Source organism: Micromonospora sp. AP08, assembly GCF_008085935.1.
Taxonomy (GTDB): domain Bacteria; phylum Actinomycetota; class Actinomycetes; order Mycobacteriales; family Micromonosporaceae; genus Micromonospora; species Micromonospora chersina.
The window spans coordinates 84,825-100,739 of sequence record NZ_VSEZ01000002.1; the positions used below are offsets into that span (position 1 = coordinate 84,825).

The window sequence follows — 15,915 nt, forward strand, 5'->3', positions numbered from 1 at the left end:
GTCGGCACACCCACCGCCCGCTGGCCTGGCGGAAATGGCAGGCCAGCGCGCGGCAGCCCCCGCGCCACGACCGGGACATCTAGCTCCGCACGGCGTCCTTCACGAACACGAGCCCGTCGATGCCGGCCAGGTGTGCCGGATCGAGGGGGGCGTAGCCGAACCAGGGGGACACGCGCGGAGCGGGCGCCGCTTCGCCGAGGACCGCGGCCAGCCGGTGGGGGTCGACGACGTACCGGTCCTGCGGGAGCGCGTACAGGTGCCCTTCGAGGGTGTCCGGGGGCGGGGTCTCCACGCCGTGGTGGCGGATCGTGCCGAGGGCCGTGGCCAGGAAGGCGTACTCCTCGCCCAGGTGGGGGCTGACGAGCGCGCCGGCGCTCCACCACTCCACCGGCAGGCCGCCCATCCGCATCGTGCTCTTCGGCCGCTGCAGGTGGCTGTTGTGGGCGTGCACCAGCGTCGGACCCCGTTCGGCGAGGGCGAGCAGGTTGGCCGCCATCATGGAGTCCCGCACGCCGAGCAGCCGCGCCATCCGGCTGGGTGACGTGTCGGCCATCGAGGAGTGGTAGCGCAGCAGACCGGCGGCGGTACGCGCGTACAGGCGCGCCCGGTCCCACTCGTCGGGTGTGGACGTCGCGATCAGGTGTGGCGTCTGCGCGTCGAGCAGGGCCACCAGGTCGTCGGTCACCAGACGCAGTTCCCTGGCCTCGAGCGTCCGGCCCACCGACCGGGTCGGGTCCATCATGGCGGCCGGTTCGGTCCACCGGTCGTCGGCGCCGAGCAGGCGGTCGAGCGTCTCCGCGGTGCAGGGAAGCAGGCCGGCGTCGACCCGGGCCGCGAGGTAGCCGTGCAGAGCGGTGAGGGCCTGCCGGGGGCTCGCGGCGGCGGTGATCTCCAGCGGGCCGTCGAAACCGGCGAACCGGACCCGCTCGGACGCGGGCCGGCCCTCGTTGTACGCCCACATCCAGCGCACCAGGTCGCGGTTGCCCGGGAAGGCGCCCCACTCGTGGCTGAAGCCGCGCTCCATGACCTCGTCGAGGTCGCCGGCGCCCGACGTGACGTGGTCGTCCACCAGGAGGCCCATCAGGCAGTCGCTCTCGATGGCGATCGTCCGGTAGCCCTCCCGCTCGACGAGTTGCCGGAAGAGATCGTTGCGCAGGTCGAGGAGAACCTCCTCGCCGTGGGTGGGCTCGCCCAGGGCGAGGAGCCGCGGCGGGGCCGGGAGCAGCCCCATGACGACAGCGGCGTCGACGGCATGGGTGGTGTCGGTCATACCAGCAGTCATGCCCTCAACGCTATCGTTGAACCGTCGGTTGAAACTTCTCCGCGAACTTGGGCGGGACAGTGCGGAAGAACCCTCTAGACGGTGGTCGGCTGAGGCCGATCGACCTGGCACGCCGGCACGGTCTGTCCACGCAGGCGATCCGGAACTACGAGGCGGCCGGGGTACTTCCTGAGGCCAGACGCACCCCCCACGGCTACCGCACCTACACGCCGCTGCACGCGAGCGCGCTGAACGCGTTCCTGGCCCTCGTGCGCGGCCACGGGCATGCGACGGCCACGTCGATCATGCGGGCGGTGAACCGGGACGCGACCGCAGAAGCCCTCCGGCTCATCGACGAGAGCCACGCCCAGCTTCTGGACGACCGCCGCACCCTCCAGGCCGTCGAGGCCGCGCTGCGCGACCTCGAGCCCGTGCCGCCCGAACGCGGCGACACGTTCGTGGGCCCGCTGTCGCGAAGGCTGGGCATCCGCCCGGCCACCCTGCGCAAGTGGGAACGCGCCGGCGTGGTCCAGCCGCGCCGCGACCCGCAAACGGGCTACCGGGTCTACAGCGCCGCCGACGTCCGCGACACCCTGCTGGTCCACCAGCTCAGGCGGGGCGGCCACCTGCTGGAGCAGATCGCCCCGCTGATCGCTCAGGTCCGCTCGGCCGGGGGCGTCGCACCCCTCGAATCGACGCTGCGCGACTGGCACGCCCGTCTCGCGGCCCGCAGCCGCGCCATGCTGAGCGGCGCCGGGGCGCTGGACGCCTACCTCGAATGCCGGGCGGCTCCAGCGGACGGTGCGGCGGGGTGATCCCCGGGGTTCACGCACGCAGTCGGTAAATACCTACTGCGTGAGTGGCAGCCGGGCCGCCCTGCTCGACGCCGCGGCGGAGGAGTTCGCCCGCGCCGGACCACCGCCTGCACGGCACCCGCGTGCAGGCGGTGGTCCGGCGCGCCGGCGTCAACGAGCGCATGATCTACCACCACTTCGGCAGCAGGGAAGGGCTCTACGCGGCCGTCATCGACGAGTCCGGTTCCCGGCCGCTGAACCAGCACACCGGCGGCACCCGGGGTCTCCCCGGCGCCGCGCCGGGCCGGTCAGTGGCGCCGCCGGGGCCACCACCGGCGGCGCGGGCGGGCGGGAAGCGGGACGGGCGCGGGGTCGGCCGCCAGCCGCTCGGCTGCGGCCCGCTCCCGGGCGGCCCGCCAGTCGCGCACCACGTCGTCGGCGTTGACCGGCCGGACCACCACGCGCGGCCCGGTGGGTGTCCGCAGCCACGCCACCACCTCGGTGTTGAGGGCGGCCACGTACGCCCGTACCGACTCCTCGGTGGGCAGGTCGCGCACCTCGTCGGGGAGCTTCTCGATGCGGCGGCGCAGTTGCAGCGGGGTGGGCAGGAGCAGGTCACCGGGAAGCTGTTCGCGCTCCAGGAAGCTGCGGATCCACCAGCCCTCGTCGTAGGGCAGGTCCCGGCCCGGGATCGGCTTGCCGGCGCCCGGCAGGTTGTCGAACTCGCCGCGCTCCTGGGCCGAGCGGATCTGCGCCTCGACCGCGGCCTCCCAGCCTGTCGTCACCGCCGTCACCTCCCGTCTTCACCGTATCCGCGGGTCACCGACCGTGTTCAGCGCCGCCCGGGACCGGGCTGTTCCCGTCCGGCGGCCGGCGGCGGCGCGGCGTACATTCCTGGTGGGCCGGCGGCGGCCCGTACCCCCGGGCGGGAGGGACCACCGGCGTGCGTGACTGGCTCATCGGCCTCGGCGTCGCGGTGGCCTGCCTGCTGGCCAGCTGGGCGCTGCTGGTGCTGCTGGCCCGGCGGCTGCCGCCGGGCATCCTGCGCGACCTGGCCGCCTTCATCCCGGACTGCCTGACCACCGTGCGCCGGCTGCGCCGTGACCCCCGGGTGCCGCGCCGGGCCAAGGTCGCGATCGTGTTCGCCGGGCTCTGGCTGGCCAGCCCCATCGACCTGATCCCGGAGTTCCTGCCGGTCATCGGGCCGCTCGACGACATCGTGGTGGTCGCGCTGGCGCTGCGCTACGCCGGCCGGCAGGTGCCCCGGCAGGTGCTGCTGGACGCCTGGCCGGGCGAGCCGCGGCTGCTGCTGCGCCTGCTCGGCCCGGCGCCGGCGGCCGGGCCGGGCGTCGAGGAGTCCGCGCGCTGAGCACGCTGCTGGCCGCCTCGGCGGCGGCGTTCCTGCTGGCCGTGCTGTCCGCGGTGACCGGTTTCGGCGGCGGTGTGCTGTTGCTGCCGGTCTTCAGCGCGCTGTTCGGGCTGCGCGTCGCGGTGCCCGTGCTCACCCTCACCCAGCTCGCCAGCAACGCCGCCCGGGTCTGGCTCAACCGGCGGGAGCTGGACGCGGCCCTCGCCCGCCGGTTCGCGCTGGGCGCGGTGCCGTTCGCCCTGGCCGGGGCGCTGCTGCTGGCGCACGCGCCGCTGGCCGCCCTGAAGCGGCTGCTCGGGGTGTTCCTGCTGGGCGTGGTGGCGTGGCGTCGCCTCGGCCGGCCGCCGGGGCGGCCCGGCGCGCGGACGTTCGTGGCGGTCGGCGCCGCCTCCGGGCTCGGGTCGGCGCTGCTCGGCTCGGTCGGCCCGCTCACCGCGCCGTTCTTCCTGGCCTACGGGCTGACCCGGGCCGCGTACGTGGGCACCGAGGCGGCCGCCGCGCTCACCCTGCACCTGGCCAAGACCGCCGGGTACGCCGGGGCCGGGCTGCTCGGCCGGCCGGTGCTGCTGCTCGGGGCGGCGCTCACCCCGGCCACCCTGGCCGGCGCGTGGGTGGGGCGGCGGATCGTCGGCCGGATCAGTGACCGCACCTTCGTCGCCCTGGTGGAGGCGGGACTGGTCGCGGCCGCCCTGCTCTTCCTGGCCGGCCGCTGACGATCACCGGCTCAGGGCCGGTGACGGACGTGCCGGTGACCGTCGCGCGGGAACGGCGGCCGGGCCGGCAGCACCTCCGCGAAGGCGTACCCGCTCTTCTCCGCCACCCGGCAGGAGGCCCGGTTGTCCACCTGGTGCAGCAGCTCCAGGCGGGTCAGGCCGCCGGCGGCGAACCGGGCGAACGCCCAGTCGGTGACCGCCGCCACGGCCCGCGGCGCGACCCCGCGGCCCCGGGCCGGCGCGGCCGTCCAGTAGCCCACCTCGGCGGCCGGCCGCCCGGGGGTGACCTCCTTGAGCACCACGTTGGCCACCAGCCGCTCCCCCTCGTCCGTGGGCTCCAGCACGGCGAAGCTGAACCGGCGGTCGGCCGCCCAGCCCTGCCGGCTGCGGCGCAGGAACGCGCGGGCCTCGGCCCGGGTGGTCACCGGGAGCCGGGTCCAGGAGCGCAGCACCGGATCCCGGTACGCGGCCAGCAGCGCCTCGGCGTCCTCGTCGCGCCAGGGGCGCAGCAGCAGGCCGGGGGCGGAGGGGGTGGCGGCGGCGCGGAGCACGATCGACATCCCGGTAGTGTCGCCCGTCACGCCCCCGCCCGGCGAGCCCGCCCCCACGGCGCCGGAGCGCGGGCGTAGGGTCCGGGCAGGACCGACGGGCGGGGAGGCGACGTGGTCACGGTCGGCGCGCTGGTGGGTATCGCCCTGGTGGCGTTGGGTCTGGTGCTCACACCCGGCCCGAACATGGTCTACCTGGTGTCCCGGTCGGTCACCCAGGGCCGACGGGCCGGGCTGGTGTCGCTGCTCGGCGTGGCCGTCGGCTTCCTGGTCTACCTGGCCGCCGCGGTGGCCGGCATCGCCACTGTCTTCGCGCTGGTCCCGCCCCTGTACACGGCGGTGAAGCTGGGCGGCGCGGCCTACCTGCTGTGGCTGGCCTGGCGGACCCTTCGCCCGGGCGGCCGGTCGGCGTTCACCCCGGCCGCGCTGCCGCCGGACCGGCCGCGGCGGCTGTTCACCATGGGCCTGGTCACCAACCTGCTGAACCCGAAGATCGCCATCCTCTACGTGTCGCTGCTGCCGCAGTTCGTCGACCCGGCGCGCGGGCACGTGGCGGTGCAGAGCCTGCTGCTGGGGCTGACCCAGATCGGCATCGCGCTGACCGTGAACGGGCTCATCGTGCTCACCGCCGGCACGGTGTCGGCGTTCCTCACCCGCCGGCCGGCCTGGGCGCGGGTCCAGCGCTACGTGATGGGCACCGTGCTGGCCGGTCTCGCGGTCCGCATCGCCGCGGACCGCTCGCGGGCCGCCGTGGCCACCCCCTGACTGGCACGGCCGGCGCGGTCAGAGGTTGTCGGGCCGGGTGAGCGCCGGGTGGCGTTCGCCGGGCGCGGCGTACCAGGGGTCGGTGTCCTCGCGCAGCGCGGTGGCGATCCGCAGGTGCGACCAGTCGTCCAGGTCGGGCAGCTCGTCGGGGGCGAACCAGCCGACCGCGAGGGATTCGTCGCCGTCGGCGGTGGCGGTGCCGCCGACGGCCCGGCAGCGGAACCAGACGTTGAGGAACTCGCAGGTGTCCCCGTTGGGGTAGACGACCGGATGGGTGGCCACCCCGCCGATCCGCTCGATCTCGACCTCGATGCCGGTCTCCTCGCGGACCTCGCGGACCAGCGCGTCGGCGGGCTGCTCGCCCGGGTCGACCGTGCCGGCCGGCACCGACCAGCGACCGTTGTCGCCGCGGCGGGCCAGCAGCACCCGCCCGGCCTCGTCGGTCACCACCCCGCTGACGCCGTACAGCATCAGCAGGTCGGAGCCGATGTGCCGGCGCATGCGCGCGATGTAGGGCGAGACAGGCATGGCGGCACCCTACCGGCGGTACTCCCGGTGCCGCCGGAGCATGCCGGCGGCCAGCGGGGCTGCGTCCAGGTCACCGGCGGCGATCCGCCCGCACGGACGCGGGCCGCGACGGCGCCGCCTGACGGGCGGCGTGCGCGACGACGAAGAGGAACAGGCCGCAGGCCGCGACCAGCAACCAGCCCGGGCGGGACGCGCGGGCCAGGCCCGCCGGGCCGACCTCGGCGACGAGGCCCCCGGCGACCGCGATGCCGACGGCCGAGCCGAGCTGCCGGGCCGTGGAGGTGATCGCCCCGGCGACGCCGGCCCGCGCCGGCGGCAGGCCGCTCACCGCCGTGTTGGTGATCGGCGCGTTGGCGAAGCCGAAGCCGATGCCGATGAGCAGGTAGGCCGGCAGGAGCTGCCGGAGATCCGGGTCCGGACGCAGGTCGACCAGGCTGAACCCGCCGACGGTGAGGAACGCGCCGGCGAGCAGGAGCGGCCGCCGCGCCCCGTACCGCCCCGCCAGCCGGCCGGACAGCGGCGCGCAGACGGCCGCGCCCAGTGCCAGGGGCAGGGTCGCGGTCCCCGCGGCGAGCGGGGTCCAGCCGTGCCCGTGCTGGAGGTACAGCGTGGTGAGCAGCAGGCTGACGGTCAGCGCGACGAACACGGCCACCGCGCCCAGCACCGCCGTGGCGAAGGCCGGCCGCCGGAACAGCCCCAGCTCCATGAGGGGTTCGCGGCGACGCCGCTCGACCGCCACGAACCCCCCGGCGGCCGCGGCGGCGACCACGTACGCGGCCCAGGCCGGCGGCGACGCCCAGCCGATCCGTGGGCCCTCGATGAGCACGGCGACGCAGAGGCTCACCACGACGGTGAGGAGCACCTGGCCGGGCAGGTCGAGCCGCCGGGCCCGCGGCGCGCGGGACTCCGGCACGAACCGCGCGGTCAGCACGAGCGCGGCGACGATCACCGGGACGTTGATCCAGAACACCGACCGCCAGCCGAACGCGGCGATGAGCGCGCCCCCGGCGACCGGCCCGGCCGCCATGCTGAGCCCGAAGACCGAGGCCCAGATCCCGATGGCCTGGGCCCGTTCCCGCGGGTCGGGCATCGCGTTCACCACGATGGCCAGGGCCACGGGGTTGAGCATCGACGCGCCGATCCCCTGGACGGCCCGCGCCGCGACGAGCGCGCCCAGCGACGGGGCCACCGCGCAGGCCACGGACGCGACGCCGAAGACGACCAGCCCCCACCGGAAGACCCGGCGGCGGCCCAGCCGGTCGGCCAGCGCGCCCGCGGAGATCAGCAGGCTGGCCAGGATCACGGTGTAGGCGTCCGGGACCCATTCCAGGCTCCGGGTGCCCACGCCGAGGCCGTGCCCGATGGCGGGCAGGCCCACGTTGACGATGGTGGTGTCCAGCCCGACGAGCAGCATGCTGAGCGCGCAGATCGCCAGCACCGCCCACCGCCGGCGCGTGCTGAGCTCGGGTCGCACGGTCAGGGATGTCGCGGCCACGCGCTCACCTCCAGGTCGGGGAACATGCCCGCCATGCTCGGACCGGGCGACCCCCGGAGCCCAGCATTCTTGCGGAAACCGCAAAATGGCCGGTGTGGAAGACGACCTCGCGGAACTCCTCGACGGCATCGGGCCGCGGCTGCGCGCGCTGCGCCGCGACCGCGGCCTGACCCTGGAGACCCTCGCGGCGCAGACCCGCATCTCGGTGACCAAGCTGTCCCGCCTGGAATCGGGCAAGCGGCGCCCCACCCTGGAGCTGCTCATCCCGCTGGCCCGCGCCCACCGCGTCGCGCTGGACCAGCTGGTGGCGGCGCCGGCCACCGGCGACCCCCGCGTCCACCTGCGGCCGCACCCGCGACGGCGCGGCGGCGTGGTGGTGCCCCTGACCCAGTACCCGGGGCGGGTCCAGGTCTTCAAGCAGGTCCTCGCGCCCCGGGAGCCGGCGCTCGTCACCCACGCCGGCTACGAGTGGCTCTACGTCCTCGCCGGCCGGCTCCGCCTCGTCCTCGGCGACCGCGAGTTCCTCCTGCGCCCCGGCGAGGTGGCCGAGTTCGACACCGGCGAACCGCACTGGTTCGGCCCGGCCGACACGGACACCGTCGAAATCCTGCACCTGTTCGGACCGCACGGCGACCAGGCCGTCGTGCGCACCGGGCCGTCGACACCGTCGTGACCCGCGGCAACTAGACTTCGCCGCCGATGGACGCCCAGCCCGCCCCCGAGACCCGTCCCTGCGCCCACTGTGGACGGGAGGTGCCGCAGCGCGCCGGCGCGGGCCGGCCGTTCCGCTACTGCCGGGACAACGACGGCGCCTGCCAGCGCGCCTCGCGCAACTCCCGGATGCGCCACCGCAACTCTCCTGGGCTGCCCGGGCAGGTGGCCCGCACCTGGGAGGCGGTGGACCGGCTCGACCAGATCGTCGAGACCCTCACCGACGCGCTGCACGCCGAGCTGTCCCCCGCCGGTGTGGAGCGGCAGCTCGCCGAGGTCCGCGCCGAGACGGCCGCCCAGGTGGCGGCGGCGCACACCGAACGCGACGAGGCCCGCCGCGACGCCGAGGACGCCGCCGCGGCCGCCGCCCGGGCCCGCCAGGACGCCCAGGCGGCGCTCGCCGAACGCGACGCCGCCCGGGAGCGGGCCGACCGCGCCGCGGCGGCCACCGACCGGGCCCGGCACGCCGAGGCGGCCCGGGACGAGGCCCGCGGCGAGGCCGGTGCGGCGCAGGCGCTGCGCGTGCAGGCCGAACGGGACCGCGACGCCGCCCGCCACGAGCTGCGTACCGTGCGGGCCGAACGCGACGCCGAGCGCCGGCGGGTCACCGACCTGACCGCCGAGCGGGACGCCGCCCGGGTCGACGCCGAGCGGGCCACCCGCTCGGCCGGCGAGGCGCTGGAGCGGGCCGAGCGGCTGCGCGCCGAGGCCGAGACGGCCCGTGGCGCGGCCGACCAGGCCCGCGCCGAGGCGGCCGAGGCACGACGGACCGTGCAGGCCGAGGCCGACCAGGCCCGCGCGGAGGTCGCCGAGGCGCGACGGGTCGCGCAGGAGGCGCAGGTCGCCCGGGACCGGGCCGAGACCGCCCGGGCGGAGGCCGCCGCGCAGGCCGCGGCCGCCCGGGAGGAGCTGGCGGCACGGGCCGCCGAGCGGGACGCCCTCGCCGTCGACCTGGCCACAGCGCGGCAGGCTGCCGCCGCCGTCGAGGGCCGGCTTGCCGAGCTGACGGTACGGCTCGCCGCCGCCGAGACCGACCGCGACGCCGCCCAGCGGCGGGCCGGTCAGCTCGCCGACCAGGTCAGCGACCTGGCGACCGCCCTGGCCCGGCTCGGCTCCCGCACCGCCTGACACCGGCGTCGGGCCGCCGGCCCTCATCGGCCACGAGCTGGGACGGGGCAGCGGTAGATGGCGGCCGGCGAGGATGATCAGGGCGTGGGAAAGACGTACGAGCGCATCGACGGCCGGCTGCGGACCTTCATCGAGGCGCAGCCGATGTTCTTCACGGCCACCGCCCCCCTCGCTGGCGACGGCACCATCAACCTCTCCCCCAAGGGCCTGCGCGGCTCCTTCGCGGTGCTCGACGAGCAGACCGTCGCCTACCTGGACTTCGCCGGGAGCAACGCCGAGACCGTCGCGCACCTGCGGGAGAACGGCCGCATCACCCTGATGTGGTGCGCGTTCGACGGCCCGCCGAACATCGTCCGGGTGCACGGTCGGGGCGAGCCGGTGTTCCGCGACGATCCCCGCTGGCCGGAGCTGCTGGGCCACTTCCCCGACATCGACCCGGGCCCGCACGGCCTGCGGGCCGTCGTGGTGGTCCACGCCGAGCTGATCCGCGACACCTGCGGCTACGCCGTGCCGCTGATGACCTACGAGGCCGACCGCGACCTGCACGGGCGGCGGTTCGCCCGGGAGGACGACGCGTCGCTGAGCGCGTACTTCGCCGGCAAGGAACACGTGGCCACCAGCATCGACGGGCTGCCCGGCCTGCCGCTGCCGCTGCCACCGACCCCGGCCCGGTGACGTGAGGCCGGTCAGTGGATGCCGGCCATCAGTCCCCGGATCTGCCGGGTGAACATCACGGCGGCAAGCCCCAGCACCACCGAGGCCAGGCCGAAGGTCAGGAAGTACGCCGGCTCGGACCAGCTCTCGGCCAGCCGGGCCACCTGGCCACCGATCGCGTCGCCGACGGCGGTGGCGAGGAACCACAGGCCCAGCATCTGGCTGGCGTACTTGACCGGGGCGAGTTTGGTGGTGGCCGACAGGCCGACCGGGCTCAGCGCCAGCTCGCCGGCGACCTGGATGGCGTACACGGCGACCAGCCACCACGGCGAGACCAGGTCGCCGCCGACGGCGGCCTGCGCGGCGGCGGCCATCAGCACGAACGACAGGCCGTTGAGCACCAGGCCGACGGCGAACTTCGTCGGCGTGGAGACCCGGTGGCCGAGCTTCAGCCACAGCGCGGCGGCCAGCGGCGCGCCGATGATGATCAGGATGGGGTTCACCGACTGGAGCCAGGACGCCGGGAAGGTGAAGCCGCCCACGTTCCGGTCGGTCTGGTCCTCGGCGAAGATGTTCAGCACCGACCCGGCCTGGTCGTAGATCAGCCAGAACGCGGCGGCGAAGACGAACAGCCACACGTACGCCTTCATCCGGCTGCGTTCGGTGGCGCTGATCTCCCGGTCGGTCAGGATCCGCGCGAAGTACACGATGGTGACCAGCACGGTGACCACGGTGAGCAGGTTGACCACGGTGTCGACGGTGAACAGCCCGATGAGGGCGAGCACGGCCAGCACGACGAGCACCGCCACGGTGACCACGGCGATGCGGGTCAGCGCCCGCCGCCGGTCCGCGCCGAGCAGGGGGTCGGCCGGCCGGGCGCCGGCGTCGCCGAGGTTGCGCCGGCCGAGCACGTACTGGATCACGCCGAAGGTCATGCCGATCGCGGCGGCGCCGAAGCCCAGATGCCAGTTGATCTTCTCGCCGAGGAAGCCCGTGATCAGCGGGGCGATGAACGCCCCCAGGTTGATGCCCATGTAGAAGATCGAGAACCCGGCGTCGCGGCGTGGGGAGTCCCGGTCGTAGAGGTCGCCGACCATGGTGGAGATGTTGGGTTTGAGCAGGCCGGTGCCGAGCACGATCAGCGTCATGCCGGCGAACACGCTCCACCGGGCCGGGACGGCCATCACGTAGTGCCCGGCGGCGATCACCACGCCGCCCCACAGCACGCTGCGCCGCGCCCCGATCAGCCGGTCGGCCACCCAGCCGCCGGGCAGCGCCATGAGGTAGACCATGGCGTTGTAGGTGCCGTAGACGGCGTTGGCGGTGGACTCCCCGATGCCCAGGCCCTCGTCGGCGACCGACGCGGTCAGGTACAGCACCAGGATGGCCCGCATGCCGTAGAAGCTGAACCGCTCCCACATCTCGGTGAGGAACAGCGTGGACAGCGCCCGGGGGTGACCGAAGAAGGTCTTCCCGCCGGGGGGCCGGGCCTCGACCGGCGCGTCACTGGTCATCGTCACCTCCGCACACCTGGAGGCGGCTAACATCCCCGTTGACAGGCGAAACACTCCACCGATTCGGCCCGGCCGGGGACGACCCCGCCGGGCAGCCGTCATGACCGGCTACCCTTGAGGACCCCGACCCCCGCCGGGCCGTCGGCGTGGCCGGGAATGGGGCGGCGGTGACGGGCCGTTACACCTGAAGACCAGCACCACGAACGAGGGGAAGTCGATCATGGGCGAGCGTATGCTGCGCGGTAGCCGGCTGGGCGCAGTCAGCTACGAATCCGACCGCAACACGGAGCTCGCGCCGCGGCAGACCCGCGAGTACCTCTGCGCGAAGGGGCACCAGTTCGAGGTGCCGTTCGCCGTCGACGCCGAGGTCCCGACGACCTGGGAGTGCAAGTTCGACGGCAGCGTCGCCCGCCTGGTCGACGGCAGCGAGCCCGAGCAGAAGAAGGCCAAGCCGCCGCGTACCCACTGGGACATGCTGCTGGAGCGCCGCTCGATCGCCGAGCTGGAGGACATCCTCGCCGAGCGGCTCCAGGAGGTCCGCACCCGCCGCGGTCGCGCCTGAGCATCCGCAACGACGAAAACGCCCCCGGGGATCACCCCGGGGGCGTTTCGTCATGTCTGTCCCCTACCGGCCGGGTTCGACGATCTCCCCCTCGATGGCCCGGCCCGGCTCGGTCACCGGCGGCTGCTGCGGGGCCGGCGTGGGCTGCGGCGCGCCCCGGCGCACCCGCACCCGCCGCGGCCCGAACAGGTCACCGGCGACCATCGACGACACCCGGCGCTCGGTGGCCCGGCGCACCCCCGCGCCGGCCAGCCGCCGCACAGGCGGCACCAGCAACAGCAGCCCCACCACCCCGCTGACCAGGCCGGGCAGCGCCAGCAGCAGCGCACCCAGCAGCCCCACGAGACCGTCGGTGACCTGCCGCCCCGGCGGCTGCCCGGACTCCACGGCGGCCCGGAAACCGCGCCACGCCCGCATGCCCTCCCGGCGCAGCAGCACCAGGCCCAGCAGCGACGCCGCGAACACCAGCAGCACCGCGAACCCGAACCCGACGCCCCGGCCCACCAGGACGAACACGGTCAGCTCCAGCAGCGCGAGCAGCAGCACAGCCGGTGGTACGTACTTCAGTCCTCGGCGCATCTCACCTCATCCGCAGGCGGTGTCATCACGCCCCTCCAGCATGACACGCCCGCGCTCACGGCCACCGGGCCAACGCGTCGGGGCGGCGCGCGGCGGCCCGCCGGTCCCGCAGCCCCCACGTGGTGATCCGCCACAGCGCCTCGGCCACGATCAGCGGGCTCATCTTGCTGTCGCCGTGCTCCCGCTCGGCGAAGGTGATCGGCACCTCGACCATGCGCACCCCGGCGCGGTGCGCCAGCCGGGACAGCTCCACCTGGAACGCGTAACCCTGGGAGCGCACCGAGGCCAGGTCGATGGCGTCCAGCGCGGCCGCCCGGTACACCCGGTAGCCCCCGGTGGCGTCGGAGACCGGCACGCCCAGCGCCAGGCGCGCGTACAGGTTCCCGGCCCGGGACAGCAGCAGCCGCCGCAGCGGCCAGTTCAGCACCCGCGCGCCGCTGGTCCACCGGGAGCCGATCACCATGTCGGCGTCGCGGGCGGCGTCCAGCAGCGCCGGCAGGTCCTCCGGGGCGTGCGAGCCGTCGGCGTCCATCTCCACCACGGCGTCGTAGCCGCGCTGGCGGGCCCAGGCGAAACCGGCCAGGTAGGCCGCGCCGAGGCCTTCCTTGCCGGGACGGTGCAGGACGTGCACCTGCGGGTCGGCGCCGGCCAGCCCGTCGGCGATGGCGCCGGTGCCGTCGGGGCTGTTGTCGTCGGCGACGAGGACGTCCACCGCGGGGGCGGCCTCCCGTACCCGGGAGACGATCCGGTCGACGTTGTCGGCCTCGTTGTAGGTGGGAATGACCACGAGGACCCGTCCCACCCCGGGATGGCCGACCGTGCGCCTGTCGGCTACCACGCCCACCGTGTACCGCCTCCCCGCTCGTCGTCCTAGCCCGGGTCGACCTCCCGGCGGCGGCGCAGCACGGCCGCGCCGGCCAGGGCCGCGACGGCCAGCGCCGCGAGGGCCACCTCGGGCCACACCCCCGCCGTGGTGGCCGGCGTACGCCCGTCGCCGAGCCGCATCTGCCGCACCACCACCGCGGCGGTGTTGAACCCGGTCGCCCCGTCTACCCGCCCGTCGGGGGAAACGAACCCGGACACCCCGACCGTGGAGGCCATCAGCGCGGCGCGACCGTGCTCGACGGCACGCAGCCGCACCATGGCCAGCTGCTGGCGGGCCTCGGCCACGTCGAAGGTGGCGTTGTTGGTCTGCACCACGAGCAGCTGCGCGCCGCCGGTGACGGTGTCCCGGACGATGCCGTCGTAGGCGACCTCGAAGCAGATCACGTCGCCGAGGGTGGCCACGCCGGTGTCCAGCACGCCGGGGGTGCCGCCGGGGACGAAGTCGGAGCGGACGCGGTCGACCTCGGAGCTGACCATCCGGGCGATCTCGCGCAGCGGCACGTACTCGGCGAACGGCACGGGGTGCCGCTTGGTGTAGAGCTGCTCCAGGTCGGCGCCGCTGCCGGGGCGCCACAGCAGGCCGGCGTTGCGGACCTGACCCTCGCCGGGGCCGAGGAGCACGGCGCCCACCAGGATCGGCGCGCCGATCGCGTCGGCGGCCTGGGAGATGCGCTCGCCGGCGCCGGGGTTGCGCAGCGGGTCGATGTCGCTGGAGTTCTCCGGCCACACCACCAGGTCGGGGCGGCGTTGGGTGCCCGCGGCGACCTGTTCGGCCAGTTTCAGGGTGGCGTCGACGTGGTTGTTCAGCACCGCCTGCCGTTGGGCGTTGAAGTCCAGCCCGAGGCGGGGCACGTTGCCCTGGACGATGGCGACGGTGACGGTGTCGCCGCCGCCGCGTACCCCGGTCGGCACGGCGGTGCCGGCGGCGAGCACCGCGGCGAGGGCGGCGGCCAGCCCGGCCACCGGCCGCCACAGCCCGGCGGGGCTCCGCCAGTCCCGCCACGCCAGGACGAGCAGGATCCCGCCCGCGACGGCGACGGCGAACGTGACCAGCGGCGCGCCGCCGAGGGCGGCCAGCCGCAGCAGCGGGGACGTGTCCTGGCTGAACGCCAGCCGCCCCCACGGGAACCCGCCGAACGGGGTGCGGTCGCGCAGCGCCTCCTGGCCCACCCACAGCACCCCGGTGACCAGCGGCCACGCCGCGCGCTGCCGGTCGACCAGCGGGGACACCCAGGCGGTGGCGGCGCCGAGCAGCGCCAGGTAGCCGGCCTGCAGCAGCGACAGCAGCAGCCACGGAAGGTAGCCGGTGTGGAGGTTGGTCCACTCCAGCAGCGGCGCGAACAGCGCCACCCCGGCGAGGAAGCCCAGCCCGGCGCCGGCGCGCAGCCGCCGCCGGTGCGCCGCGGCGGCCAGCAGCGCCACACCGACCGGGGCGAGGGGCCACAGCCCGTACGGGGGGAAGGCGACAAGAAGCGCCAGACCGGCCAGCAGGGCCGCCGGGACGGCCAGTTTCAGCGGCAGGGGACGCCCGCCGTCGCCCGGGCGTGCCCCGCCGGTGGCACGCGCCTCTTCCCGGTCCAGCGTCGTCACCGGCACCTCACCACGATCACGCGCCGAAGGCTACCCGGCGGGGACGCCCCTCGGCCCGTCCGGGCCGGATCACTCCGGCAGCCGGATGACCGGCAGGTCGTCGTCGCCGTAGCGGGTCTCGCCGGTGAGGATGGGGGCGTCGTGGTCCAGGCAGGCCAGCACGGTGGCGGCCAGGTCGACCCGGCCGGTGAAGCCCCGCCAGTACGCCAGTTCCTGCCACGACCCGCCGGCCGTGGCCAGGACGGCGCAGGCGTCGAGGGCGAGCAGCCGCCGCAGCGCCGCGCGGTCCTTCGGATCGTCCACGGCCGCGTACGCCTCGGCGGCGGCGACCGCGCTCACCCCGAACCGCACCCCGTCGGTGATCACCTCGTGCAGGGTCTCCCCCACGTGCACCGACCCGGCCAGGTAGGCGAGCAGCGCCGACCGGTCGAGGACCAGCCGCACGGGCGGGGCGTCGGGGTGGCTCACGCGGCGGTGACCCGGCCGGCGGGTTCCTCGTCGCCTCCTGCGGCGTGCCGCACCCGCTCGCGGATGGCCTGGTAGCGCTCGGCCGGCCAGGCGACGTCGACGGCCGCTCGGGCGGCCCGCGCCCGGGCGATCCCGTCCTCGGTGACCGCGATCCCCTGGTGGGCAAGCTCGGCGTCGAGGGCTTCCCGGCGCATCAGTGCCCGCGCGGCGTGCACCAGGAAGGCGCTGGCGTTGGGTTCCCGTTCGAGGCGTTCGGCGACGTCCGGCGGGACCGAGATCGACAACTTGCGCACCGCTCCGGTCATACCAGGAAGCATAACCGGTAGCACCGGCGTGCGGGGGACGCCGATC

The 15,915-nt window shown here is 75.4% G+C and carries 19 protein-coding genes and 1 pseudogene; 9 read left to right on the plus strand and 11 right to left on the minus strand.

The window, feature by feature from the left end:
* Positions 1–79: 79 nt before the first annotated feature.
* Positions 80–1,282, minus strand: coding sequence for an erythromycin esterase family protein (locus tag FXF50_RS03680; RefSeq protein WP_148425796.1), 1,203 nt, complete (start codon positions 1,280–1,282; stop codon positions 80–82).
* A 59-nt stretch (positions 1,283–1,341) separates the two neighbouring features.
* Here FXF50_RS03680 and FXF50_RS03685 point away from each other — a divergent pair, with 59 nt between their 5' ends.
* Positions 1,342–2,076, plus strand: coding sequence for a TioE family transcriptional regulator (locus FXF50_RS03685; RefSeq protein WP_148425797.1), 735 nt, complete (start codon positions 1,342–1,344; stop codon positions 2,074–2,076).
* Between the two features lie 122 nt (positions 2,077–2,198).
* A pseudogene (locus FXF50_RS30205) lies at positions 2,199–2,273 on the plus strand (helix-turn-helix domain-containing protein); the annotation flags it as partial.
* Between the two features lie 90 nt (positions 2,274–2,363).
* Here FXF50_RS30205 and FXF50_RS03695 read toward each other — a convergent pair.
* The gene (locus FXF50_RS03695; RefSeq protein ID WP_148425798.1) at positions 2,364–2,840 is read right to left on the minus strand and encodes a DUF1992 domain-containing protein; all 477 of its coding nucleotides are present in this window, start codon (positions 2,838–2,840) and stop codon (positions 2,364–2,366) included.
* Positions 2,841–2,998: 158 nt separating this feature from the next.
* Between FXF50_RS03695 and FXF50_RS03700 the strand changes: the two genes are divergently transcribed.
* Entirely contained in the window at positions 2,999–3,424 is a 426-nt protein-coding gene (locus FXF50_RS03700; RefSeq protein WP_148425799.1) for a YkvA family protein, read from the plus strand.
* Positions 3,425–3,432: 8 nt separating this feature from the next.
* A complete protein-coding gene (locus tag FXF50_RS03705) occupies positions 3,433–4,137 on the plus strand; it encodes a sulfite exporter TauE/SafE family protein (RefSeq protein ID WP_255509918.1) in 705 nt (234 codons plus the stop codon).
* An 11-nt stretch (positions 4,138–4,148) separates the two neighbouring features.
* Here FXF50_RS03705 and FXF50_RS03710 read toward each other — a convergent pair whose 3' ends face one another.
* Positions 4,149–4,697, minus strand: a complete 549-nt coding sequence (locus tag FXF50_RS03710; protein WP_148425801.1) for a GNAT family N-acetyltransferase — start codon at positions 4,695–4,697, stop codon at positions 4,149–4,151.
* A gap of 102 nt (positions 4,698–4,799) precedes the next feature.
* Between FXF50_RS03710 and FXF50_RS03715 the strand changes: the two genes are divergently transcribed.
* Positions 4,800–5,450 (plus strand): LysE family translocator, encoded by a 651-nt coding sequence (locus tag FXF50_RS03715; RefSeq protein WP_148425802.1) that lies wholly within the window; start codon positions 4,800–4,802, stop codon positions 5,448–5,450.
* Between the two features lie 18 nt (positions 5,451–5,468).
* Here FXF50_RS03715 and FXF50_RS03720 read toward each other — a convergent pair whose 3' ends face one another.
* Positions 5,469–5,978: an NUDIX domain-containing protein gene (locus FXF50_RS03720; protein ID WP_148425803.1), complete on the minus strand. Its 510-nt coding sequence runs from the start codon at positions 5,976–5,978 to the stop codon at positions 5,469–5,471.
* Between the two features lie 70 nt (positions 5,979–6,048).
* A complete protein-coding gene (locus tag FXF50_RS03725) occupies positions 6,049–7,473 on the minus strand; it encodes an MFS transporter (protein WP_255509871.1) in 1,425 nt (474 codons plus the stop codon).
* Between the two features lie 94 nt (positions 7,474–7,567).
* Between FXF50_RS03725 and FXF50_RS03730 the strand changes: the two genes are divergently transcribed.
* From FXF50_RS03730 to FXF50_RS03740, 3 genes are all read left to right on the plus strand, one after another.
* The gene (locus FXF50_RS03730) at positions 7,568–8,146 is read left to right on the plus strand and encodes an XRE family transcriptional regulator (protein WP_148425805.1); all 579 of its coding nucleotides are present in this window, start codon (positions 7,568–7,570) and stop codon (positions 8,144–8,146) included.
* A 26-nt stretch (positions 8,147–8,172) separates the two neighbouring features.
* Complete coding sequence (locus tag FXF50_RS03735; RefSeq protein WP_148425806.1) at positions 8,173–9,312, plus strand: hypothetical protein; 1,140 nt, start codon at positions 8,173–8,175, stop codon at positions 9,310–9,312.
* Positions 9,313–9,396: 84 nt separating this feature from the next.
* Positions 9,397–9,987 carry a pyridoxamine 5'-phosphate oxidase family protein gene (locus tag FXF50_RS03740; RefSeq protein ID WP_148425807.1) on the plus strand — a complete coding sequence of 197 codons (591 nt, stop codon included), beginning with the start codon at positions 9,397–9,399 and terminating at the stop codon, positions 9,985–9,987.
* Between the two features lie 11 nt (positions 9,988–9,998).
* On the opposite strand, the gene FXF50_RS03745 is transcribed toward FXF50_RS03740, so the two are convergent.
* A complete protein-coding gene (locus FXF50_RS03745) occupies positions 9,999–11,480 on the minus strand; it encodes a peptide MFS transporter (protein ID WP_148425808.1) in 1,482 nt (493 codons plus the stop codon).
* A gap of 220 nt (positions 11,481–11,700) precedes the next feature.
* On the opposite strand from FXF50_RS03745, the gene FXF50_RS03750 reads away from it, so the two are divergent.
* Positions 11,701–12,042: an RNA polymerase-binding protein RbpA gene (locus FXF50_RS03750; protein ID WP_046564157.1), complete on the plus strand. Its 342-nt coding sequence runs from the start codon at positions 11,701–11,703 to the stop codon at positions 12,040–12,042.
* Positions 12,043–12,105: 63 nt separating this feature from the next.
* On the opposite strand, the gene FXF50_RS03755 is transcribed toward FXF50_RS03750, so the two are convergent.
* The 5 genes from FXF50_RS03755 to FXF50_RS03775 all read right to left on the minus strand — a co-directional run bounded on the left by FXF50_RS03755 (position 12,106) and on the right by FXF50_RS03775 (position 15,869).
* A complete protein-coding gene (locus FXF50_RS03755; protein WP_148425809.1) occupies positions 12,106–12,621 on the minus strand; it encodes an FxsA family protein in 516 nt (171 codons plus the stop codon).
* 55 nt (positions 12,622–12,676) lie between these two features.
* Positions 12,677–13,465: a polyprenol monophosphomannose synthase gene (locus FXF50_RS03760; protein ID WP_148425810.1), complete on the minus strand. Its 789-nt coding sequence runs from the start codon at positions 13,463–13,465 to the stop codon at positions 12,677–12,679.
* A gap of 26 nt (positions 13,466–13,491) precedes the next feature.
* Complete coding sequence (gene lnt, locus FXF50_RS03765; protein ID WP_370464083.1) at positions 13,492–15,087, minus strand: apolipoprotein N-acyltransferase; 1,596 nt, start codon at positions 15,085–15,087, stop codon at positions 13,492–13,494.
* A gap of 78 nt (positions 15,088–15,165) precedes the next feature.
* A complete protein-coding gene (locus FXF50_RS03770; RefSeq protein ID WP_148425811.1) occupies positions 15,166–15,564 on the minus strand; it encodes a hypothetical protein in 399 nt (132 codons plus the stop codon).
* Positions 15,561–15,869 (minus strand): hypothetical protein, encoded by a 309-nt coding sequence (locus FXF50_RS03775; protein WP_148425812.1) that lies wholly within the window; start codon positions 15,867–15,869, stop codon positions 15,561–15,563. Before FXF50_RS03775 ends, FXF50_RS03770 begins: the two co-directional genes overlap by 4 nt.
* Positions 15,870–15,915: the final 46 nt, after the last annotated feature.